This is a genomic window from Acidobacteriota bacterium (assembly GCA_016716715.1).
In the GTDB taxonomy this organism is placed as follows: Bacteria; Acidobacteriota; Thermoanaerobaculia; order UBA5066; family UBA5066; genus Fen-183.
Map to the genome: position 1 here is coordinate 251,810 of JADJVE010000003.1, position 21,000 is coordinate 272,809.

At 70.2% G+C, this 21,000-nt stretch carries 20 protein-coding genes and 1 tRNA gene; 9 read left to right on the plus strand and 12 right to left on the minus strand.

Annotation, left to right across the window (positions count from 1 at the left end):
- Positions 1 to 8 precede the first annotated feature (8 nt).
- Together IPL89_06020 and IPL89_06025 are read right to left on the minus strand one after the other, a co-directional pair.
- A complete protein-coding gene (locus IPL89_06020; protein MBK9062738.1) occupies positions 9 to 1,460 on the minus strand; it encodes a HAMP domain-containing histidine kinase in 1,452 nt (483 codons plus the stop codon).
- A complete protein-coding gene (locus tag IPL89_06025) occupies positions 1,460 to 2,155 on the minus strand; it encodes a LysE family transporter (protein ID MBK9062739.1) in 696 nt (231 codons plus the stop codon). The genes IPL89_06020 and IPL89_06025 overlap by 1 nt, the downstream gene beginning before the upstream one ends.
- 42 nt (positions 2,156 to 2,197) lie before the next feature.
- Here IPL89_06025 and IPL89_06030 point away from each other — a divergent pair, with 42 nt between their 5' ends.
- Positions 2,198 to 2,809 carry a hypothetical protein gene (locus IPL89_06030; protein ID MBK9062740.1) on the plus strand — a complete coding sequence of 204 codons (612 nt, stop codon included), beginning with the start codon at positions 2,198 to 2,200 and terminating at the stop codon, positions 2,807 to 2,809.
- On the opposite strand, the gene IPL89_06035 is transcribed toward IPL89_06030, so the two are convergent.
- The 3 genes from IPL89_06035 to IPL89_06045 form a co-directional block, all read right to left on the minus strand.
- Entirely contained in the window at positions 2,745 to 3,812 is a 1,068-nt protein-coding gene (locus tag IPL89_06035) for an alpha/beta fold hydrolase (GenBank protein MBK9062741.1), read from the minus strand. The two genes, IPL89_06030 and IPL89_06035, sit on opposite strands and share 65 nt — an antisense overlap.
- Positions 3,809 to 5,125, minus strand: a complete 1,317-nt coding sequence (locus IPL89_06040) for an O-acetylhomoserine aminocarboxypropyltransferase/cysteine synthase (protein ID MBK9062742.1) — start codon at positions 5,123 to 5,125, stop codon at positions 3,809 to 3,811. The genes IPL89_06035 and IPL89_06040 overlap by 4 nt, the downstream gene beginning before the upstream one ends.
- Before the next feature lie 248 nt (positions 5,126 to 5,373).
- Positions 5,374 to 5,697 carry an RNA-binding protein gene (locus IPL89_06045; protein ID MBK9062743.1) on the minus strand — a complete coding sequence of 108 codons (324 nt, stop codon included), beginning with the start codon at positions 5,695 to 5,697 and terminating at the stop codon, positions 5,374 to 5,376.
- Between the two features lie 151 nt (positions 5,698 to 5,848).
- Here IPL89_06045 and IPL89_06050 point away from each other — a divergent pair, with 151 nt between their 5' ends.
- The 6 genes from IPL89_06050 (at position 5,849) to IPL89_06075 (ending at position 11,187) form a co-directional block, all read left to right on the plus strand.
- Positions 5,849 to 6,289 (plus strand): SRPBCC family protein, encoded by a 441-nt coding sequence (locus tag IPL89_06050; protein MBK9062744.1) that lies wholly within the window; start codon positions 5,849 to 5,851, stop codon positions 6,287 to 6,289.
- A 9-nt stretch (positions 6,290 to 6,298) separates the two neighbouring features.
- Positions 6,299 to 8,323 (plus strand): hypothetical protein, encoded by a 2,025-nt coding sequence (locus tag IPL89_06055; protein MBK9062745.1) that lies wholly within the window; start codon positions 6,299 to 6,301, stop codon positions 8,321 to 8,323.
- 134 nt (positions 8,324 to 8,457) lie between these two features.
- The gene (locus tag IPL89_06060) at positions 8,458 to 9,048 is read left to right on the plus strand and encodes a sigma-70 family RNA polymerase sigma factor (protein MBK9062746.1); all 591 of its coding nucleotides are present in this window, start codon (positions 8,458 to 8,460) and stop codon (positions 9,046 to 9,048) included.
- On the plus strand, positions 9,045 to 10,211 hold the full coding sequence (locus IPL89_06065) for a hypothetical protein (GenBank protein ID MBK9062747.1): 1,167 nt from the start codon (positions 9,045 to 9,047) through the stop codon (positions 10,209 to 10,211). The genes IPL89_06060 and IPL89_06065 overlap by 4 nt, the downstream gene beginning before the upstream one ends.
- A gap of 67 nt (positions 10,212 to 10,278) precedes the next feature.
- A tRNA-Thr gene (locus tag IPL89_06070) sits at positions 10,279 to 10,354 on the plus strand.
- A gap of 77 nt (positions 10,355 to 10,431) precedes the next feature.
- Positions 10,432 to 11,187 (plus strand): DUF4239 domain-containing protein, encoded by a 756-nt coding sequence (locus IPL89_06075; protein MBK9062748.1) that lies wholly within the window; start codon positions 10,432 to 10,434, stop codon positions 11,185 to 11,187.
- Between the two features lie 6 nt (positions 11,188 to 11,193).
- Here the strand turns inward: IPL89_06075 and IPL89_06080 are convergent, their stop codons facing one another.
- The 4 genes from IPL89_06080 to aceA are packed head-to-tail and all read right to left on the minus strand — an operon-like array spanning position 11,194 to position 14,374.
- A complete protein-coding gene (locus IPL89_06080) occupies positions 11,194 to 11,802 on the minus strand; it encodes a hypothetical protein (protein ID MBK9062749.1) in 609 nt (202 codons plus the stop codon).
- 38 nt (positions 11,803 to 11,840) lie between these two features.
- Positions 11,841 to 12,422, minus strand: coding sequence for a redoxin family protein (locus IPL89_06085; protein ID MBK9062750.1), 582 nt, complete (start codon positions 12,420 to 12,422; stop codon positions 11,841 to 11,843).
- A gap of 5 nt (positions 12,423 to 12,427) precedes the next feature.
- The gene (locus IPL89_06090; GenBank protein ID MBK9062751.1) at positions 12,428 to 13,036 is read right to left on the minus strand and encodes a hypothetical protein; all 609 of its coding nucleotides are present in this window, start codon (positions 13,034 to 13,036) and stop codon (positions 12,428 to 12,430) included.
- Between the two features lie 33 nt (positions 13,037 to 13,069).
- Positions 13,070 to 14,374 carry an isocitrate lyase gene (gene aceA, locus IPL89_06095; protein MBK9062752.1) on the minus strand — a complete coding sequence of 435 codons (1,305 nt, stop codon included), beginning with the start codon at positions 14,372 to 14,374 and terminating at the stop codon, positions 13,070 to 13,072.
- A 152-nt stretch (positions 14,375 to 14,526) separates the two neighbouring features.
- Here aceA and IPL89_06100 point away from each other — a divergent pair, with 152 nt between their 5' ends.
- Both IPL89_06100 and IPL89_06105 read left to right on the plus strand, forming a co-directional pair.
- Complete coding sequence (locus IPL89_06100; protein MBK9062753.1) at positions 14,527 to 15,189, plus strand: DUF1579 family protein; 663 nt, start codon at positions 14,527 to 14,529, stop codon at positions 15,187 to 15,189.
- 13 nt (positions 15,190 to 15,202) lie between these two features.
- On the plus strand, positions 15,203 to 16,345 hold the full coding sequence (locus IPL89_06105; protein ID MBK9062754.1) for a hypothetical protein: 1,143 nt from the start codon (positions 15,203 to 15,205) through the stop codon (positions 16,343 to 16,345).
- A 19-nt stretch (positions 16,346 to 16,364) separates the two neighbouring features.
- On the opposite strand, the gene IPL89_06110 is transcribed toward IPL89_06105, so the two are convergent.
- The 3 genes from IPL89_06110 to IPL89_06120 all read right to left on the minus strand — a co-directional run bounded on the left by IPL89_06110 (position 16,365) and on the right by IPL89_06120 (position 20,962).
- Positions 16,365 to 17,150 (minus strand): DUF481 domain-containing protein, encoded by a 786-nt coding sequence (locus tag IPL89_06110; protein MBK9062755.1) that lies wholly within the window; start codon positions 17,148 to 17,150, stop codon positions 16,365 to 16,367.
- 79 nt (positions 17,151 to 17,229) lie between these two features.
- The gene (locus IPL89_06115; GenBank protein MBK9062756.1) at positions 17,230 to 18,189 is read right to left on the minus strand and encodes a serine/threonine protein kinase; all 960 of its coding nucleotides are present in this window, start codon (positions 18,187 to 18,189) and stop codon (positions 17,230 to 17,232) included.
- A gap of 4 nt (positions 18,190 to 18,193) precedes the next feature.
- Positions 18,194 to 20,962: an insulinase family protein gene (locus tag IPL89_06120; GenBank protein ID MBK9062757.1), complete on the minus strand. Its 2,769-nt coding sequence runs from the start codon at positions 20,960 to 20,962 to the stop codon at positions 18,194 to 18,196.
- Positions 20,963 to 21,000: the final 38 nt, after the last annotated feature.

Here is a 21,000-nt window from a genome sequence, read left to right on the forward strand (position 1 = left end):
GATTACCCTCAGCCGGCCACGGGGAGCGAAATCCGGAAGACGGCGCCCGGCCGCCCGTCCGAACGGTTCCCGGCCGTCACGCGGCCGCCGTGCTCCTCGACGATGCGCTTGACCATCGCGAGGCCGAGGCCCACGCCGCCCTCCTTCTTCGAGAAGTAGGGGTCGAAGAGGCGCGGCAGGTCCGCCTCGGAGAGCCCGGCCCCCTCGTCCGTGACGGACAGGACGAGACGGCGCAGCGGGCCGTCGGCCCCGCCCTCTTCCGGGTCGACGGCGACGGCCAAAGTGCCGCCGTGGCGCTCCATGGACTGGATCCCGTTCTGGACGAGGTTCCAGACCGACGACTTCAGGAGGTTCGCGTCCGCCGAGACGCTCGGCCGCGCGGAGGGCAGCCGCACGGCGAACGTCACGTGCGCGCGCTCCGCGGTCTCGGCGAGGTCGGCCAGAGTCCGGGCGACGACGGCCGCGAGGTCGGTCGGCGCGAACGTGAGCTCGAGGGGCCGCCCGTACGCGAGGAAGTTGTTGATCAGAACGGCAAGGCGGTTGATCTCCTCGCGGAGGGCTTCGATCCGGCTGCCGTACTCGGCGACGGCGGAAGGGTCGGCGGGCGAGTGCCGGCGCCGGAGGACGTCGAGCCCGAGCGAGAGCGCGTTCAGGGGGTTCTTGATCTCGTGCGCGAGGCCCGAGGCGAGGTGGCCGATCTCCGCGCGCTTCTCGGCGGCGGCGAGGCGCAGCTCGAGCTCCTGCCGTTCGCGCAGCTTCTCCGTCATCCGGTTGAACGTCGAGGCGAGGCGCCCGACCTCGTCGTCGCGGTCCACGGGCACGGTGACGTCGAGATGCCCCTCGGCGACGCGCGCGGCGCCGTCGGATAGCTGGTCGAGCGGCCGCGTCGCGTTGCGCGTGATGACGAGCATCACGGCGAGGCCGAGCGCGAAGACGCCGAGGAGCGCGAAAAGCCGGCGCCGGAAGTTGTCCTCGAGCTGCGCCCGGAGGTTCTCGAGGTTGTACGCGATCTCGACGTGGCCGCGCAGGCGCCCCTCGACGACGATCGGGACCGTGAGGCTCCGGTTCGTCGGGCCCGAGCCGATCACCCCCGAGATGACGATGTCCTTCGGCCCGTCGGGCTTCTTCGCGCGCCGCCTCGCGGACGGCGTCGGCTCGAAGAGCGGCTTGCCCGCTTCGTCCGTGACCTTGATGTCGCGCAGGCCGCGGGCGCCGAGAGCGGCCGTGTAGTCCTCGAGGACCTTCGGGTCCTTCCAGCCCTCCGGCCCGATCTGCGTCTGGCCGACCTCGATCGCCTTCGCAATCGCTTGGTACGACGCGTCGGCCTCGTCGAGCGTCTCGTTGCGCGTCTGGAAGTAGACGAGGGTCTGCGCGATCGCCGCGAGGACGAGGATGCCGGCCCACGTGAGGCCGAGCCTCGTGGAGAGCCGCATGCCGGCGAAGCCTTCGTTCGTCGCCATCACGTCACCGCAAACGAGCGCCACGTGAAGAAGACGCCGAACGCCACGAGGAGAATTCCGGCGAGGACGGTGGAGCGCGAGACCCACGCGCCGGCCTTGTCCTTCCAGCGGTCCACGAGCTCGATCAGGAGCGCGAACCACGCGAAGACGCCCGCGCCGACGCCGAGCGCGAAGCCGAGCGCGGAGGTCGCCGAGGGGACGAAGAGCCGGTGGCTCACGAGAAAGGAGATGAGGATCGTCCAGTTCACGAAGAGCGCGGGGTTCGCCGCGCCCTGAAGGAGGCCCGTGAGAACGAACCGGAGGCCCACGGGTCCGGGCGCCGGAGCCGAAGTCTCGCCGGTGCCGTTCGGCTCGACGGAGCCCGCGGCGAGCGCGAGCTTGTCGCGGCGCCGGTCGACGAGGAGCAGCTTCAGGCCGTACGCCACGAGGAAGAGCGCGAGGGCCGTCCGGACCCAGAAGTTCGTGGCGACTTTCTCGAGGATCCACCCGAGGCCGAAGCCGATCAGGAGACAGACGAGGATGTCCACGGCCGAACCGCCGGACGCGACGCGATAGGCCTCGCGGCGCCGTCCGAGCAGGCTCTTGCGCAGGACCGTGACGTTCAGCGGACCCGGAGGGATCGCGCCGAGAAACCCCGCGAGAAAACCGATCACGAGGGACAGCGGGAAGTCCGCCACGGCGCGGTATCGTCTCACGGCCGTTTGCGGGACCCGGCCGGGAAGCGTACATTGGGGGGCGTGAGACGTCTTCTCGCTCCCGTATGCGCCGCCGCCGTCCTCGCCGGGCTCTCCGGCGTCGCCCAGGACGGAATCGAGTTCGAGCCGAAGGTCGGCGCGGCGAGCACGCGCGTCACGATCCGCACGACCGTGCCCGCGGGCGCGCAGGTCCTCTTCGGCGGCAAGCCCGTGAGCGTCATCGAGGAGGCGAAGGGGATCTACAGCTTCCAGGTCCCGGCGACGGCGTACGGCACGGCGTTCGTCGAGATCTCGAAGGACGGAAAACCCGTCGCGAAGAGCGCGGTCCCGTTCGTCGTCTCGGGGCCGTCGGTCGTTTCGGTCCCGAAGCTCGTCGGCCTCAAGGAAGCCGTCGACGTATTCGGCTACGCGGACACGCGTCCCGAGGGCGGCGGCAAGCCGGAGACCAAGGCGCGGCCGATCCTGAAGTTCGACGACGACGAGGTCCTCACGATCGGCGAGCCCGTGCCCTTCGTACTCGGCCCGGCCGTCCAGACGGGCGACCTCGCGACCGCCGGCAAGACCAGCATGGCGGGCACGGGCCTCCTCATCACCGCGCGGCCGCCCAAGAAGAAGACCCCCGTCCCGCTCCCGCCGCCTCCGCCCGAGAACTGACGCGCGCGGGCGCCTCCGCGAGCGCGGCCGCGAGGAGCGCGCCGGCGGCCTCCGTCTCGAGAAGGAAGCCGTCGTGCCCGTGCGACGAGGCGAGCTCTGCGTACGTCGCGCCGGCCTCCTTTACCCAGCCCTTCACGACGGCTTCGGGGTAGAGGCCGTCGCCCGGAATCCCGACGCCCGTCAGGCGCGCGCCCGCCGCGGCGAGCGCGGCCGCCACGCCGCCGCGCCCGCGGCCGACGTCGTGTGCGTCCATGGCGTCGAGGAGCGTCCGGTAGCTCTTCGCGTCGAAGCGCGCGACGAGCTTCGCGCCGTGGCGCGACAGGTACGACTGCACCGCGAACCGCTCGTCCGCGCCGCCCTGCCGGCCGAAGCGGCCCTCGAATTCCTCCGGCGTGCGGTACGTGAGCATGCCGGCCATCCGGGCGACCGCGAGCCCTGCCTCCGGCCCGCCCGCGTCGAGGGCGCGGCGCTGGACGTGGTTCCAGCCGATCGCCCACGCCGTGTGCGCGGCGGGCGCCGCGAAGACGACGGCGGCGCGGAAGATAGAGGGGAAGGACGCCGCGAACTCCAATGTGACCATTCCGCCGAGCGAGCCGCCGGTGACGAGAGCCAGAGAGGAAATTCCGAGAGATTCTATGAGTAAGAAGACGAGATGCGCCTGGTCGCGCGTGGTGATCGTGGGTGGCGCGTCGGCCTTCCCAACCCTTCTAAGAAGTCTTTTGAATTCGGTGCCGTAGCACGAGCCAAGCAGGTTGGGGCACAGGACGGCCCATCTGTCCGTGTCCACGGCCTTCCCCGGCCCGATGACGCTTCCCTTCCATCCGCCGTGCGTCTCGGGGGACCCCGTGAGCGAATGGAAGACGAGGACGACGTTGTCCTTCGCTTCGTTGATCGTTCCTTCGAGGACGTACGCCTGCCGCACGTCGCGCAGGACCTCGCCGGACTCGAGCGCGAAGCGCGGCGTGACGTGGAAGCGGGGCGTGAGGGGGGCGCCGGCGGTCACGTTCGCACCGCCTTGCGCAGCGCCTGGTCGAGGTCCTCGGTGAGGTCCCTCACGTCCTCGATCCCGACGGAGAGGCGGATGAGGTCGGGCGTGACGCCCGCGCGCAGGCGGTCCTCCGGGACGAGCTGCTCGTGCGTCGTCGACCACGGGTGGATCACGAGGCTCTTGGCGTCGCCGACGTTCGCGACGAGCGAGAAGAGCTTCGCCTCCTTGATGACGGCCCTCGCTTCGTCCTCGCCGCCCTTCACGCCGAAGGTGAGGACGCCGCCGTACCCGCCGTCGAGGTAGCGCGCGGCGGTCTCGTGCGCCGGGTGCGACGGCAGGCCGGGGTAGCGCACCCAGGCGACGGCCGGATGCGCCTCGAGGAAGCGCGCGACGGCGAGCGCGTTCTCGCTGTGGCGGGCGATGCGGAGAGGAAGCGTCTCGAGCCCCTGCAGGAAGAGGAACGAGTTGAACGGGGAGAGGGACGCGCCGACGTCGCGCAGGAGGACGACGCGCAGACGCACGGCGAACGCGGCGGCGCCGAAGGCCTCGGCGAAAGACAGGCCGTGGTACGCGGGCTCGGGATCGCGGTAGAAGCTCTTGAACCGGGGATTCGAGCCCCAGTCGAAGTTCCCGCCGTCCACGACGACGCCGCCGATCGCGGTCCCGTGGCCGCCGATCCACTTGGTGGCCGACTGGACGACGACGTCCGCCCCGTGCTCGATCGGCCGGCAGAGGAGCGGCGTCGCGAACGTGTTGTCGACGACGAGCGGGACGCCGGCGGCGTGCGCGACGTCCGCGAGGGCGCGGAAGTCCGGCACGTCGAGCTTCGGGTTGCCGATCGTCTCCACGTAGACGGCGCGCGTCGTCGCGTCGATCGCGGCCGCGACCTTCTTCGGATCGTTCGCGTCCACGAACCTCGTCCTGATCCCGAGGCGCGGCAGCGTGTGCTGGAGGAGCGTGAACGTCCCGCCGTAGAGCGCCGACGACGAGACGATCGTGTCGCCCGCCTGCGCGAGGTTCAGGAGCGCGAGCGTCTGCGCCGCCTGCCCGGACGCCGTCGCCACGGCCGCGACGCCGCCCTCGAGCTCGGCGATCCGCCTTTCGAAGACGTCCGTCGTGGGGTTCATGAGGCGCGTGTAGATGTTCCCGAACTCGCGCAGGCCGAAGAGGCTCGCGGCGTGGTCCGGTCCGTTGAACACGTACGACGTCGTCGCGTAGATCGGGACGGCGCGGGCGTTCGTCGCCGGGTCGGCCGTCTCCTGCGCGGCGTGAACGGCGAGCGTGCCGGGGCGGTAGCGGGCTTTCGGTTCGGCGGCGGTCGTCGTCATGGGCTTCTCCTTCGTCGTTTTCGATCTCAAGGCACAAAAAAACCGGCCCTCTCGTGCGAGAGGGCCGGTCGGGATTCCGAGTCTGGCTCGGGCCGCTTGGTTCGAGGACGCTTAGGTCGTCGAGCCTCCGTCCACCTCGCGCGAGGCGCAAGGAATGCACATGCACATGCACATGCAGGACGCAGCGGAGGCGGAGCGGACCGTCATGGTCGGAGGACGGTAGAGAAGCCGGAGGTCGATGTCAAGCGTCAGTAGCGCTCGCGGCCGTAGCCGCCGCCGCCACCGCCACCGTACCCGCGGCCGCCGCCGCCGCCGCCGCCGCCGGTGCGCGGCTCCTGCGGGCGGGCCTCGTTGACGCGCAGCGCGCGGCCGTCGAGCTCCTGACCGTTCAGGGCGCTCATGGCCTTCTGGGCGTCTCCGTCGGCCATCTCGACGAAGCCGAAGCCTTTCGACTGGCCGGTCTCGCGGTCGGAGATGACGCGCGCCGACTCGACGGCACCGTAAGCCTCGAACGTGGAGCGCAGGACGTTGTCGTTGACGGAGTAGGGAAGGTTTCCAACGTAGAGCTTCATGAGAACGAGTCCTATTCTTACTTTCTATTCAGATACGGTTGTGCGGACCGCTTGCGCGGCCAGCGGGGCCTGAAGATGGTGGGGAGATGAACGGCGGCGGGGCGATCCTTCTAAACGCGAATATGACAGCATCGGAAAAAGCGAAAGTCAAATGCCGACCCTCGAATTCGCCCTCGACCTGCCCGGTGTGACGCAGCGCGCAATCTGGGATTTCCACGGCGACCCCCGCGTCCTCGAACGCCTCACGCCCCCCGGCAAGGAAGTCCGCGTCGTCGATCGGCCCGCGTCGATGGGAGCCGGGGTCCGCGTCGTGATCCGGGTGAAGCAGTTCGGAGTCTGGTTGAGGTGGGTCTCCCTCATCGAGGCGTGGGAGCCCGAGTCGCGCTTCGTGGAGGTGCAGGAGAAGGGGCCGTTCGCGTCCTGGCGGCACGAGCACGTCTTCACGGATGGCCGTCTCGTGGATCGCGTCACGTACGAGGTCCCGCTCGCGCATCTCGGCGGCCGCCTCGTCGACGTCCTCCTCGTGCGCCCGGACGTCGTGCGCATGTTCGCGCACCGCCACGCGGTCACCCGGGAGGCGCTCCTCCGATAGGATCGGCGGATGATCGCTGCCACCCTGATTGCCGCCGTCCTCTCGGCCTCCGCCATCTCGCAGGCGAAAACGGATCTTCTTCAGTCCCACGGCGAGGCCCAGCGCCCGCGCATCGAGCGCGGCGTGGACCAGGCCGCGTCCCTCTGGCGCTCCTCCGACGGCGACGGCGCGGCCTTCGCGCTCTTCGCGAAGGAGAACTTCGCGTCCGACCCGAAGGTCCTCGACGGACTCCTCGTGCGCTTCGAGGAGAACCTCGAGTCGCTGGACGGGCACATGGCCGAGATCGGCCGCGACCTCTCGCGGCGGACCGTGATCGAGATGGGACCGATTCTCCCGGTCGACCGGCTCTTCGGCGCGTGGGAGCCCGCGTCCCACGTCGGCGAGGACCTCTTCGCGCAGAAGATCGCGTTCGTCGCGCTTCTGAACTTCCCGCTCTCGACGCTCGAGGAGCGGATCCAGAAGGGCGGGGCGTGGACGCGGCGGCAGTGGGCCGAGGCGCGCCTCGCGCGCCGGTTCGAGACGCGCGTCCCGGCGGACGTCGCGCAGGGGCTCGCGCAGGCCGCGGCGGACGCCGAGCTCTACATCGCCGAGTACAACGTCTGGATGCACCACGTCGTGGACGCGAAGGGGGCGCGGCTCTGGCCGAAGGGGCTGAAGCTCCTCTCGCACTGGAACCTTCGCGACGAGATCAAGGCGAACTACGCGTCGAAGGACGGCCCCGCGAAGCAGCGCCTCGTCGCGAAGGTCATGGATCGCATCGTGACGCAGACGATTCCGGCCGCCGTCGTCGACAACCCCGCGGTCGACTGGGACCCATTCACGAACGCGGTCACACCGGCGCCGCCGTCGGAGGTCGAGACGGGCGGGCGGCCGAAGCCCGCCGGGGCCGACCGCGAGCCCGACACGCGCTACGAGCGGCTCCTCGCGTGCTTCCGGGCGGCGCGCGCCGCGGACCCGTACTCGCCCACGGAGCCCACGCTCATTCGCCGCCGCTTCGACGTGGACCGCGAGATTCCCGAGGCGCGCGTCGACGCGCTGTTCACGGAGATCCTGACGTCGCCGCTGATCCCCCGCATCGCGTCCGTGATCGAGAAGCGCCTCGGGCGGAAGCTCGAGCCGTTCGACGTCTGGTACGACGGCTTCCGCCCGCGCGCCGCGCATCCGGAAGGCGAGCTCGACGCGCTCACGAAGGCGAAGTACCCGACGGCCGAGGCCTACAAGGCCGACCTGCCGCGCCTCTTCGAGGACCTCGGCTTCACAAAGGAAAAGGCGCGCTGGCTCGCGGACCGGATCGTCGTCGACCCGTCGCGGGGCTCGGGCCACGCGCTCGGTGCGCAGAGGAAGGGCGACGTTCCGCACCTCCGGACGCGCGTCGAGCCGGGCGGCATGGACTACAAGGGTTACAACATCGCCGTCCACGAGATGGGCCACAACGTCGAGCAGCTCTTCTCGCTGTACGAGGTCGATCACTGGCTCCTTGCGGGCGTGCCGAACACCGCGTTCACCGAGGCGCTCGCGTTCGTCTTCCAGGCGCGGGACCTGCAGCTCCTCGGGCTGCCGGCTCCCGGAGCCGAAGCGAAGCGGCTCCGGGCGCTGAACGAGCTCTGGCAGACGTGGGAGATCGCCGGGCCCGCGCTCGTCGACATGCGCGTCTGGCACTGGATGTACGACCACCCCGACGCCACTCCCGCGGCGCTGAAGGACGCGACGGTCGCGATCTCGCGGGACGTCTGGAACCGCTACTACGCGCCAGTCCTCGGCGGGAAGGACGCGACGCTGCCCGGCGTCTACTCGCACATGGTCGGCTACTTCCTCTACCTTCCGGACTACGTCCTCGGCCACCTCATCGCGAACCAGGTCGAGGAGCGCTTCGAGAAGTCCGGCCGGCCCCTCGGCGAGGAGTTCGAGCGCGTCTCGAAGTTCGGCTCGGTCACGCCGGACCTCTGGATGAAGAACGCGACCGGCGAGCCCCTCTCGGTCAAGCCCATGCTCCGGGCGGCCGAGGCGGCGCTCGAGGCGGAAGGAAAGAAGTGAGCGAGAGCTGATCGGCTGGCCGGGAACTTCCCGGCCAGCCCGGGGTCCAACGCGCTGGAGACCATGCCGTGCCGGCGCGAATCCTCGCCTTCGAAGCCTCCCGGGCGAACGATGCGGGTGCGAGAATCGCGCCCGTGAGCGCCTCGATCCACGCCAGTGACCGGGACTGGCCCGGCGACGAGCGGGCCCTCAGCCGCTTCCTCTCCGGGGACGTCCTCGGCTTCGAGCAGATCGTGCGCCACTACTCCGGCATGGTCTTCTCGCTCGCGGCCCGCCTCGTCGGGCCCTCGGAGGCCGAGGACGTCGTTCAGGAGACGTTCCTCCGGGCGTACCACGGGCTCGAGCGCTTCCGCGGCGAGGCCAGCCTCAAGACGTGGCTCTACGCGATCGCCCTGAACCGCGCGCGCGCCCGGCACGGGAGGCTCGCGCGCCTCCGCGCCGTGTTCAAGCCCGGGAAGACGCGAGAGGGCGACGTCTTCGCGTCCCTCGACGACGCCGCCGACCCGGCGCTCTCCCCCGAGGAGAACGCCCTCCTGACCGAGCGCCGCCGGCGCCTGCGCGCGGCCGTCGCCGCCCTGCCCGACGAGTTCCGCGCGGCGGTCGTCCTGCGCGACCTCGAAGGCCTCTCGTACGAGGAAGTCGCCGACGTGCTCGGCGTTCCGGTCGGAACCGTGCGGAGCCGCCTCGCGCGCGGGCGCGCCCTGCTGAAGGAGAAACTCTCGTGAGCGCCCGTCCCGACGTCCCGCGTCTTTCCGAGGAGGAGCTCGACCTCCTCATCTCGCGCTCCCTCGACGGCGACCTCTCGCCGGAGGAGGAGCAGCAGCTCGAACGTCTCGTCGCCCTCGACCCCGCCGCCGCCCGCCGCAAGGCCGAGCTCGCCGCGCTCGTCGCGGACGTGAAGGCCCTGCCGGAGCCCGCGACGCCGTTCGCCCTCGCGACCCGCGTGAACTCCAACGTCGCCGAGCGCGGGCGTCCCGGATCGCTCGGCGGACGCATCGGGTTCTTCCCGGCGCCCGGTTTCGCGAAGGCCGCGCTCGTCATCCTCGGCATCGTCGGCGCGTCGATCGCGATCCTCCGCCCGGCGCCGAAGCGCCTCGCGGAGGGCCCGGTGGACGTCTACCTCTACAACCCGGCCACGCCCGCCGCCCCGGCTCCCCAGGCCTTGATCGCCGAGGCGAAGCCCGCGCGCGCGCGGGAGCTCGCGAAGGAGCGCGCGAAGGAAGTTCAGCCCGGGGACGCGAAGGACGCCGAGAAGAATCAGAAGTTTGCTCCGGAAGCCGACGAGAAGCGCCGGGATGCCCCCGCGGAAGAAGCCGGCCAGAAGAAGGCGGAGGCGAAGCTCGAGGTCGCGCGCCAGAACGAGAGCGCGGCGGCGTCTTCGCTGTCCAACGTCGTCGCCGAGGCCGCCCCAAAGCAGAAAGTCGACCGCGACGAGGCCGGCGTGATCGATGGCCTCCGCCAGCAGGCGCCCGCGAAGGTGACGAATGCGGGGGCGCTCGCGGACGCGGCGCCGGCTCCCGCGGCACCTGCCCCCGCCGCCGCTCCAGCCGCAGGCGGTTCCCTCGGGGCCGCCGGGAGCCGCACGCCGCGCGGCTGGACCGTGTCCGTGCGCGGCGACGCGGTGCGCCGCTGGTCCCTCCGCCGGGCGCCGGACAACCCGCCTCCCGCGCGCGGGGCCGCCGTTTACCGCGTGACGCTCGATGCGTCGGGCCGCGTGACGGCCCTCTCGCGGGTGGGCGCGGCAGCCGCCGACCCGCGCCTCGACGCGTTCGTCCGCGGCATGGTGTTCGAGCCGATCGCGCCTCCCGCGGAGTCCCAGGCGCGGGCCGCGGCCCGCGACACGGCGGCGGCGTCCGCCGACTTCGAGATCGGGCTCGAGCCGCGCTGAGCCGGCAGGCCCGCTTCCTTGACGGGCTTTCCTCGTCCGCCTAGACTCCCGTTCCCTTCGGAAGAGAGCCGAAGTAGCTCAGTTGGTAGAGCAACTGATTCGTAATCAGTAGGTCCCCGGTTCAAGTCCGGGCTTCGGCTCCAGTCTTTCGTCGACGGGACTCCCGCAAACCGATGCCCCTAAAATGCCGGGCGTCGAGTGGAAGGGGAGGAACGTCGCGATGAATGCAACGCTCACCGCCGGAATTGTCGCGGCCGGTCTTCTCGTCGCCGTGATGGCCGGGAGGCGGCTGCGGCGAGTCCTTCCCCTGGACCATCAGGGTGCCGAGACGCGGGACACCATCAAGCTGGCGGCGGGGCTGGTCGCGACCATGACCGCCCTTCTCATGGGATTGCTCGTGAGCTCGGCGAAGACTTCCTACGATGCTTCGAGAGGGCAGGTCATTCAGATGGCCGCCCGGGTCGCCTATCTCGACCGGCTGCTCGCAGAATACGGGCCGGAGGCGGTGGAAGTCCGCTCCCGGATCCGCGCCATGAACGAGAGAGCCGTCCGGCGGATCTGGCCTGAAGAAAAAGACTCCCGGATCGAGCTGGCTCCGGAACGAAACGCAGGGAACGAGGTCTTCTCCGCCGTTCTGCGGCTCGCCCCGCAGAACGACACGCAGCGAATCCTCAAGGAACAGGCCGTGGCCGTCCTCGCCGACCTCGGCCAGTCCCGGGAACTGCTGCTGTTTCAGTCGATCCCGTCCATCTCCACGCTGCTCCTGACGGTCGTCGTCACGTGGCTCGTGCTCATCTTCGTCAGCTTCAGCCTCATCGCGCCGGACAACACGACCGCCGCCCTCTCCCTGGCGATCTCGGCCGTCTCGGTCTCCGGCGCGATCTTCCTGCTCCTCGAACTGGACCAGCCCTTCAGCGGCCTGATGAAGATCTCCAGCGAGCCGCTCGTCAGGACCCTGGGCCAGATCGCGAACTAGGGCCCGTCAGCGCGCCGCGGACTGCGCCTGCGCGAACTTCGACGACGGCAACGACATCGCGGGCGGCGCGACGGGCTTCTGCCTCTCGACGCGGCTCGCGGCCTTGTTGGCCGGGTCGTCCTCGAGCGGGACCCGCAGGGCCACGAGGTCGCCGGCCTTCAGGCCGCCATCCACGCGCGCGCCGCGGGCGAGCGGGACCGTCCGGGAGCGCCCGTTGCGGTCCACGATCGTGACGAGTCCCTTGTCGAACGAGGCCAGCGTGCCGCGCAGCGTGAGGTACGCGGACTCGACGAGGGCGGGTCCCGTGGGCTCGGAGTCCGCTGGAGGGGGCGGCGGGACGTAGAAACTCTCGCCGGATCCTCCGGTTGGGGGCGCCCACGACCCCGCGCGCGCGGCCGCCGCCGAATTGACCGCCGGGCGCTGCGCCGGCTCTCCCTGCAGGACCCGACCGCAGCTCGCCTGCTTCAGCGTCGCGCCCGGCTGGGCGACGATCTCCTTGTTGGCCTGGCCGGGCGCCGACGGCGCCGTCAGGTGCTGCTCGGCGGCCGGAATCTTCTGCTGGCCTGCGGCGGGCAGGGCCATCGCCACGAAGAAGGCCGGCAGGGCGCGTTTCATCCGGCCAATGTAGGCCCCGAACGGCCCTTGCGCCGCCCTCAAAGCCCCAGCCGCCGCGCGAACTCCTCTGGGGCGCCGAGTAGCGCTCCCGCCTGGCGCTTCTTCACGCGGCCGTCCGTGCCCGTCACGAGGAAGTGCGGGACGCCGCTGATGCCCATCTTCTTCGCCCACGTTCCCTTCTCGTCCACGAGGACCTCGCGCCCGATCGCGCGCGCCATCTCCTGGCATTTCGGCAGCGAGTCCATCCCGACGACGAACGTCGTCTCGATCCCGCGCGTCTTCACGAGGTCGGCGAGCGCGCGGTCGTGCGGGAGCGACTGCTTGCACGGCCCGCACCACGGCGCGACGTAGACGATCAGGCAGCCCTTCTCGCCGCCGCAGCGCTCGGCCGACCCCGTCTCGCCGGTGCTCGCGCCTTCCGCCGTCAGGCGCGGGAGAGCCGCGCTCGCGACGCGCTGCGGCCGGTGCGTGAGGAACCAGGCGGCCGCGGCGACGGCGGCGAGCAGGAGAAGGATCGTCGTCCCGGAAGGCCCGGCCGGCGGAGCGGGCCGTCCCGCGTCGAATCGCGACGGCGGCGCGGGCCGCGCCGCCTGCCCGGGCGGGGGAGTCCAGGAGCCCACGAGGCTCAGCTCTTCGGCGACTGAGCTTGCGAGAACTTCGACGGCGGCGGGGTCTTCGACACCTTCTGTTTTTCGACACGATCCGCGTGCTTGCCGTCGGCGGGCTTCTGCAGCGGAACGCGCAGGGTGACCTTGTCGCCGGCCGCGACACCCTCGTACACGGCGGCCTTGTCCGCGAGGAGCACGGTGCGGTCCTTGCCGTTCGCCTCGGTGATCGTGACGGAGACGCCCTTCTCGTAGGCCTTGACGACTCCGCGCAGCGTGATGTTCGCGGCGCCCACGACGGCCTTGCCCGTCGGGCCGCTCTCGGGAGGAAGCGGCATCGCCGGAGCTACGATGCCGGGCCCGGGGGCGGCGCCGGCAGGCGGCTGCGCGGCGGCCGCGGGGGCCGCGGTCTTCGGCGCGTTCGGGTCGATCGGGCCCACGTTCGTCTGCACCCAGCCGCCGCCGTCCGTCTTCTGGCTGGCTCCCGGCCGCACGACGCCCTCCTTGTTCTTCTCGTCCGGGAGGGACGGCACGACGACGCTCTGGGGGATCGGCGTGGGAGCCTGCTGCTGCGCGAGGGCGGCGTCTGCCGCAAGGAGGAGGAGAAGGAGGGCCGCGGCGTTTCTCATGGGAGAAATCTTACGCCGCGGCCCGTTTCGAGGTCAGTGGTCCTTCTTCTCGGCTCCGGCGTAGAACTGCTCTTCTTCCGTCGAACCCTTGAGGGCCGACGTGGAGACCTCGCCGCCGGTCACGGTCATCTGGATCTGGTCGAAGTAGCCCGCGCCGACGAAGCGCTGGTGCTTGACGGCCTGGAAGCCCGCGGTCCTCTCCATCTCGAACTCGTGCTCCTGCAGCTTGACGAAGGCCGTCATGCCCTGCGCCTTGTAGCCGTGCGCGAGGTCGTACATGGAAGCGTTCAGCGTGTGGAAGCCCGCGAGCGTGATGAACTGGAACTTGTAGCCCATCGCGCCGAGCTCCTCCTGGAACGCGGCGATCTCCGCGTCGGAGAGCTTGCGCTTCCAGTTGAAGGACGGCGAGCAGTTGTACGCGAGCGGCTTGCCGGGGAACTTCTCGTGGACGCCCTGGGCGAAGGCCTTCGCCTCGCCGATGTCCGGCGTTCCGGTCTCGCACCAGATGAGGTCGACGTACGGCGCGAACGCGCAGGCGCGCGCGACCGCGTAGTCGAGGCCGCCCTTGACGATGTAGAAGCCGTCCGCCGTCCGGTCGCCCGTGAGGAAGTCCTGGTCGACCTTGTCGATGTCGCCGCGGATCAGGTTCGCGCCGAGGGAGTCCGTCCGCCCGATGAAGACGGTCGGGACGCCCGTGACGTCGGCCGCGAGGCGCGCCGCGATGAGCTTCTGGATGAAGTCGTGGATCGGGACGAGGACCTTGCCGCCCATGTGCCCGCACTTCTTGAGGGACGAGAGCTGGTCCTCGAGGTGGATGCCGGCCGCGCCGGCCTCGATCATCGACTTGACGAGCTCGAACGTGTTGAGCGGGCCGCCGAAGCCGGCCTCGGCGTCCGCGACGATCGGCGCGAAGTAGTAGATGTCGGTCTTCCCCTCCATGTGCTGGATCTGGTCCGCGCGCATGAGGGCGTTGTTGACCTTGCGGATCACGGTCGGGACGGACGTGACGGGATAGAGGCTCTGGTCCGGGTACATCGTGAGCGCATCGTTCGCGTCGCCCGCGACCTGCCAGCCCGAGAGGTAGATGGCCTTGAGCCCCGCCTGCACCTGCTGGACGGCCTGGTTGCCCGTCAGCGCGCCGAGGGCGCGGACGAACTTCTCGGTGTGGAGGAGGTTCCAGAGGCGCTCGGCGCCCATGCGGGCGATCGAGTGATCGAGCTGAACGGTCCCGCGCAGGCGGTCGACCTCCTGCGCCGTGTAGGGGCGGACGATCCCCTTCCACCTCAGGTCGTTGGCCCAGGAGCGCTCGAGCTCGGTTACGGACTGCGTGCGGTACATGGGATGCTCCTCCCCTTGCTTGATCATGTCTCTCCCAACATCGGGGCCGGCGGAATTTACCGCAGGTGAGCCAGGTGCATCAGGGAGATTTCAGGCGAAGGGTTCCACCTTTTGGAAGGCTGTTTCTTCGACGGTCCAATAGAATTGCGGCCATGAACAGCCGCAAGCTCCTCGCCGCCCTGCTCGCCGCGCCGTTCACCCTCCTCGCCGCTCCGGTCTTCGGCGACGAGCCGCCGACCGTCATCGAGCGCGTCCAGCGCAAGTGGGCCGAGAACCCGGACATCCGCAAGCTCGCGACCACCCAGCCCGAGGCCCTCGCGGCCGTCAGCTGGCTGACGGGCACGTGGGACGCGGTGGTCAGGACCCACGCGACGAAGGTGGAAGGCGAGAAAGTCGGGAAGGCGACGCGCACGACCCGGTTCGAGCTCGGCAGCCGCTGGCTCGTGTCGCGGAACAAGGGCGAAGGTCCTCTCGGCGAGGACGCCGTCGAACTCCTCGGGTTCGACCCGTACCAGCGCATCTGGCGCTGGCAGTTCTTCTCGAGCGTCGGCCGCAGCACGAACTCCGCACTCGTCTCGACGCGGGGCTGGGACGAGGAGCGGCTCACGCTCGCGGGGACGTTTTACATCTGGGGAGAATCCGCGGACGTCGCGATGCGCCTCGTGAAGATGAGCAACGACGAGTACTACGAGATCTTCGAGGAGAAGCTCACGGGAGAGCTGGTGAGGCCGTTCCTCGAGTACCACTACACGCGCGCGAAGGCGGCGCCGGCGGCCCCGGCGGCGAAGCCCGCGCCGAAGCCGCCCGCGAAGTGAAAGAGGAGAACCGATGATCCTGCGCCAGACGCCGTCTCTCGTCCTCATTGCGGTCGTTCTCGCCGCGCCAGCGGCGCGAGCCCAGCTCAACCAGAACCCCTGGCCGACGCCCACGGCCAGTAACATGAAGGTGATCGCGAAGGGAGCAGTCGCGGCGATTCCGCCGGGCGTCGCTGACCGCATCAAGACGAACGGGCTTCTCGCTACCGATCCCCAGCTCAAGGCGAAGATGGCGGCCCTTCTCGAGTCCCGTGGGCGGGCGAGGGGCAACCGCGGCAGCGTGGTGGCCCAGATCGTCCAGGGCCGGGGAGGATACGGCGAGAAGAACAAGCCGACCGCGCCCCCGGACACGAAGGGCCGGAAAACCGCGCCGCCCTCCGGCCCGCCGACCCTCGAGATCACCAGCGCCTTCCTCTCTGCCTGGGACGTCGACGCCACGCTCAAGGTAAAGGCGCCGAAGGCCTACGCCGCGGGCGAGGTCACATACAAGGTCAGCGGGCCCTGCGGGCTCGACTACGGCGGCCCGCTCGAGAGTGACGGCCCCCTGGGCATCTGCTGTTTTCCGGACGAGAACGGTGCGGAGAAGATGTTCCTGAAAAACTCCTCGAACAACGCGGACAAGTGGCGCCTCGGTGCAGACGGCAAGACAGTCACGCTCACCTTCCTGGCCGCGGGTCTCCCGAACGCCTCAAAGACCTTCGCGGGCGTCCTGGGCGCCGGGCAGCAGGTGAAGATCACGCTCTCGATCGACGCGGTGGCGCCCTTCCTCGGCGCGAACGCCGCGGGCCTGCAGGCGGCGAACGCGAAGTTCGGCGGAAACAGCCCGCGCTCGAGCGACGGCGAGCCGTGGGTGTCCACCTCGGGCGAGGACACCCTCGGCCTCGGCGTCTTCCTCGGCAAAGGCTACAAGGTGACGGAGACGAAGATCGTCGCGGCGCAGTCGAAGCTGGACGCGCCGGGCAACACGGCACCCGAAAACGCGTACCGGTACGCGAGGGTCAAGACGAAGCCCGACGCCGACCGCCTGCAGACGGTCGTCGAGTGGATGTACGGTCCGGGCGAATCTCTCTCCTACACGATCGAGTGGACGATCGTGGGCCCGCTGGGCCAGCGCCCGCTCCTGACGATGCCGACGTCGGGACCCTGCGACAGCTGAGGTTGCCGCACGGAACGGCCTAGAACTTGTAGAGGATCGTCGCGATGAAGGCCGTGTCGGTCTTCTTGAGCGTTTCGGGAAGCGGCTTGTTCTTGTAGTCGACGAGGTACGAGACCTTCATCTCGAACGCCTTCGTGAGCGTCGCGGCGAGGCCGATCTCGAAGTGGTAGAAACAATCGGACGTGTCGTTCATCTTCCAGAGGCCCTGGGCCTTCTGCGTGAGCGCGGCCGACGGCGAGAACTTCCAGAGGAACTGCTCGCCCGCCGCGAAGGCGCCGCTCGACGTCGCGTCGTAGCCCGAGTCCTTCTCGAACGCGCCGCCGACGGAGCCGTCGAGGGAGAGCTCGAGGGCCTTCTGCTTCACGACGTAGTACCCGGCGCCGACCATCGGCGTGACGAGGTACGTGACGTTCTTGAACCGGTCGCGGAGGTAGGAGAGCTGACCGAACGCGTAGGCCCGCTCCGTGATCTTGTACTCGTAACGCAGCGAGGCGGTCGCCTTGTCGGAGGTCGCTTCGCCGTCCGACCTCGAGTAGAGCCAGAACGCGTCGGCCTTGAAGAGGCTGTGCGTCTTCGGGTCGTAGACGAGGCCGAACGCGAGGTTGAACGCGGTCGTCTCCGAATTGCCGCCCGTGATCGAGAGGCCGGCGCCGAGCGATCCCGTGAGCGGCGGCGGCGGCGGCTCGGGGCACGGGCACGGGCACTTGCACGCCGGCGTCGTTGCGGGTGCGTCGGTCTGGGCCAACGACGGTGCGGTCGCGGCAAGGACGAGGAGGATCGGGATCACTCGCTTCATGAGGTTCATCGGGGCCCCTTCATTGCGTGGCGGCGTCTCACGTCCGCCGAAGTTCCGGGAGTGTACGACGGCTTCCGGCGCGCCGGGTTCAGCGCGCGACGAGGATCGCGACGACCGCGGCCGCGAGCGCGAGAGCCGCGATGAGCGCGGCCCGCGCGAGCCGCTTTTCGGACGGCGCCGAGGGCGCGGGAGGCGCGGAGAGGGCGAGGCCTCCGGCCTCCCGCGCGAGGAACGCCCGCAGCGCGTCGCGCAGCCCCGCCGCGTCGTAGCGCGCGTTCCGGTCGCGGGCGAGAGCCTTGCCGACGATGCGCTCGAGGTCGGGGTCCACCTCGGGGAGGTATTTCGAAAGGGGCGGTGCCTCGTCGTCGAGCCGGCGTACGAGGTCCTCGATGCCGCGCGAGCGGAACGGGAGCCGGCCGGCGAGCAGCTCGAACAGCGTCGTCCCGAGCGAGTAGACGTCCGTGCGGCCGTCGAGCGGAGTCCCCGAGAGCTGCTCCGGAGAAACGTACGCGGGCGAGCCGACGAGAAACCCCGTCTTCGTCCGCACCGAGCTGTCTTCGCTCTTCGCGATGCCGAAATCCATGAGCCTGGGCCGACCCTCCGGGTCGAGAAGAACGTTCTCGGGCTTGACGTCGCGGTGGAGGACGCCGCGGGCGTGGCTGTACGCGAGCGCGTCCGCGAGCGCCTCACCGAGGCGCGCGGCCGCTTCGGCGGCGAACGGGCGGCCCCTGCTCTGGGCGAGGCTCGGCCCCTCGACGAGCTCCATCGCGTACCAGAGCACCTCGCCCTCGCCGCCCGACGCCCAAACCTTGACGATCGAGGGATGGTCGAGCCCGGCCGCGATCCGCGTCTCCTCGCGGAAGCGCTGCACCGCGTCCGGGTCCGCGCCCGGGGCGACCGTCGTGATCTTGAGAGCCTCGAGCCGCCCGTTCGCGCGGCTGCGCACCTTCAGGACGGCCGCGTAGCCGCCCGCGCCGATCGGCTCGAGAATCTCGTAACGGCTCCCGACGTGGAGCGTCGCGAGGGCGGCGGCCTCTTCGGCGTGCACGCCGCTACTTCGCCCCCGCCTTCGCGTTCGCGAAATCGCCGGCCCTCACGACCGAGATCTTCGCGGAGTCGATCCACTTGCGGAACGCGGCGCCGGCCTGATCCGCGGTGAGGGCGCCGACCCTCTTCTCGAGCTCCGCGTCCCACGCGAGGGTCCGGCCGTTGAAGAGGTGGCGCTGCAGGAGGCCGGCGAGCTCGCCGTCCTGCGACCGGCTCACCTGCCGTCCCTGGAGCCATCCGGACTTCGCGGCCGCGAACTCCTCGGCCGTGAACCCGTCCTTGCGCGCGCGGTCGATCTCCTCGCGCACCGCCGTTTCGAGCTTCGCGGTGTTCTGCGGCGCGTGGATCGCGTAGACGGTAAAGCGGCCCGAGACGTCCTGGATTCCGGTTTCGAGTCCGGAGCCGACGCCGTACGAGAGGCCGTCCTTCTGCCGGATCCGCACGGCGAGGCGCGAGTTCAGGAAGCCGCCGCCGAACATGTAGTTCGAAAGGAGGAGGGCCGGGTAGTCCGGGTCGTCGTCGCGGAGGGCGAGGTTCTGCCCGGCGAAGAACATCGCGTTCGCCTTGTCCGGCGTCTCGAACTTCAGCGTGTCGGCGGGGACGTCCTTGAAGACGCTCGGGACGCGCGTGTACGGGCTGGGGCTCTTCCACGCCCCGAAGAGGCTCGCGAGCTGGGAGGACACGGCGGCCTCGTCGAAGTCACCCACGAGGACGGCCTCGGCGTTCGACGCGCCGTAGGACTCCTTCCAGAACGTCTTCACCTGATCGAGCGTCGCGGCCTTGTACTCCTCGAGGCTCTCCTCCGGCGTCGACGTGTACCGCGGGTCGCCCTTCGGGTACGGGCGAAGGCGCCGCATGAAGGCCGTCTGGGCGACGGCCTGCGGCTCCGTCTTCATCTGGTCGATCTGGGCGAGGTTCTCCTGACGCAGGATCTCGAACTCGGAGGCGGGGAAGGAGGGCTCCTTGAGGATCTCGGCGACGAGGTCGAGGACCTTCGGGAGGTTCTCCCGCGTGGTCTCGATCGAAACGGCCATCGTGCCGGTTCCGCCGAGGATTCTGAGCCGGGCCTTGAGGCGGTCGATCTCGTCCTGGATCTGCTGGCGCGTCTTCTTCGCCGTCCCGCGCTCGAGCATGTCGGCCGTGAGGTCGGCGACGGCGGTCCTGCCCGTGAGGCTCGCGACGTCGCGGAAGTGGAGCGTGATCGACCCGCGCACGGACCCGCCGCGCGTCTTCTTCGGAAGCAGCGCGACCTTCATGCCGGAGGGCAGCGTCGGTCGCTTCGTGCGGGCCTCGACGTTCGCGGGCGACGGGTCGAACGCCTCGCCGGTCTGGACGGCGGCCGCGCCCGTGTAGCCCTTCAGCATCGCGGCCACGTCGGCGGGCGGCGGGACCTCGGAGCGGTCCGGTTTCGCCGTCGGGACGAAGAGACCGAGCGTGCGATTCGAGGGCTTGAGGTACGCCGCGGCGACCTTCGCGACGCTTTCGACCGGGTAGGCCTTGAGCCGGTCGCGGTACAGAAAGAAGAGCCTCCAGTCGCCCTTCGCGATCCAGTTGGAGAGCCGGAGCCCGATCTGGGAGGCGTCATTCAGCGCGAGATCGATCTGCTTGAGGAGCTGCGTGCGGGCGCGCTCGACCTCCTCCTTCGTGGGCGCGCGGACAGCGGCGTCCTCGACGGTCTTCAGGAGGATGTCCCGCGCCTCGTCGAGGGACTGGTCCTGCCGGACCTCGGCCCCGAAGAGAAGAAGCCCGGGCTCCTTGACGGGGGGCGAGAAATCGAAGACGGACGACGCCTTCTTCGTTTCGACGAGAGCCTTGTGAAGGCGGCCCGACGGCGTGTCGGCGAGCACGAACGCGAGGAGGTCGAGGCCGGGCGCGTCCGGATCGCTGCCCGCGGGGATGTGGTACGCGGCCGCGGCGAGCTGCACGTCGCCGACGCGGCGCAGCGTGACGGCGCGCTCGCCGTCCTGGGTCGGGTCCAGTGTGTACGTCGGGTAGAGAGTCCGCGAGGGCCTCGGGATCGGACCAAAGGTCCTCTGGACGAGGGCGAGGGTCTTCGCCTCGTCGAACTTGCCGGCGACGACGAGGACTGCGTTGTCGGGCTGGTAGTAGTTCCGGTAGAAGGCCTGGAGGCGCTCGATCGGAACGTTCTCGAGGTCCGAGCGCGCCCCGATCGTGTCGCGGCCGTAGCCGTGCCAGAGATAGGCCGTCGAGAAGACGCGCGCGATGAGAACTCCGCCCGGGTCGTTCTCGCCGGCCTCGAACTCGTTCCGGACGACCGTCATCTCGGTGTCGAGGTCCTTCTTCGCGATGAACGAATTGACCATCCGGTCGGCCTCGAGGTCGAGCGCCCATTCGAGGTTCACGTCCGTCGCGTCGAACGTCTCGAAGTAGTTCGTGCGGTCGAACCACGTCGTGCCGTTCGGGCGGGCGCCGTGCGCCGTGAGCTCCTGCGGGATGTTCGGGTGCTTCGGCGTGCCCTTGAAGACGAGATGCTCGAGCAGGTGGGCCATGCCCGACTCGCCGTAGCCCTCGTGCCGCGAGCCGACGAGGTACGTGATGTTCAGCGTGATCGTCGGCTTCGACGGGTCGGGAAACAGCAGCACGCGGAGGCCGTTCGCGAGCCGGTATTCGGTGACTCCTTCGACGGACGTGACCTTCTCCGGGGCCGCGGTCTTCGGAGCGTCGGCCGCGGCGAGCGGGAGGGCGAGAGCCGCGGTGAGGGCGGCGGTCAGGGCGAGGACGGCGCCGGCAGCGGCGCGTCGGGCGTGCGGCATGAGACTCCTCCGGGGCGCCCGCGGGCGCCCGCACGGGC

Excerpts from the sequence above, each read along its gene's own strand:
- IPL89_06100 (MBK9062753.1), top strand. The coding sequence starts at position 14,527 with ATGAACAGCCGCAAGCTCCTCGCCGCCCTGCTCGCCGCGCCGTTCACC.
- IPL89_06075 (MBK9062748.1), top strand. The coding sequence starts at position 10,432 with ATGAATGCAACGCTCACCGCCGGAATTGTCGCGGCCGGTCTTCTCGTC.
- IPL89_06020 (MBK9062738.1), bottom strand. The coding sequence starts at position 1,460 with ATGGCGACGAACGAAGGCTTCGCCGGCATGCGGCTCTCCACGAGGCTC.
- aceA (MBK9062752.1), bottom strand. The coding sequence starts at position 14,374 with ATGTACCGCACGCAGTCCGTAACCGAGCTCGAGCGCTCCTGGGCCAAC.
- IPL89_06105 (MBK9062754.1), top strand. The coding sequence starts at position 15,203 with ATGATCCTGCGCCAGACGCCGTCTCTCGTCCTCATTGCGGTCGTTCTC.
- IPL89_06080 (MBK9062749.1), bottom strand. The coding sequence starts at position 11,802 with ATGAAACGCGCCCTGCCGGCCTTCTTCGTGGCGATGGCCCTGCCCGCC.
- IPL89_06050 (MBK9062744.1), top strand. The coding sequence starts at position 5,849 with ATGCCGACCCTCGAATTCGCCCTCGACCTGCCCGGTGTGACGCAGCGC.
- IPL89_06110 (MBK9062755.1), bottom strand. The coding sequence starts at position 17,150 with ATGAACCTCATGAAGCGAGTGATCCCGATCCTCCTCGTCCTTGCCGCG.
- IPL89_06045 (MBK9062743.1), bottom strand. The coding sequence starts at position 5,697 with ATGAAGCTCTACGTTGGAAACCTTCCCTACTCCGTCAACGACAACGTC.
- IPL89_06055 (MBK9062745.1), top strand. The coding sequence starts at position 6,299 with ATGATCGCTGCCACCCTGATTGCCGCCGTCCTCTCGGCCTCCGCCATC.
- IPL89_06040 (MBK9062742.1), bottom strand. The coding sequence starts at position 5,125 with ATGACGACGACCGCCGCCGAACCGAAAGCCCGCTACCGCCCCGGCACG.
- IPL89_06090 (MBK9062751.1), bottom strand. The coding sequence starts at position 13,036 with ATGAGAAACGCCGCGGCCCTCCTTCTCCTCCTCCTTGCGGCAGACGCC.
- IPL89_06120 (MBK9062757.1), bottom strand. The coding sequence starts at position 20,962 with ATGCCGCACGCCCGACGCGCCGCTGCCGGCGCCGTCCTCGCCCTGACC.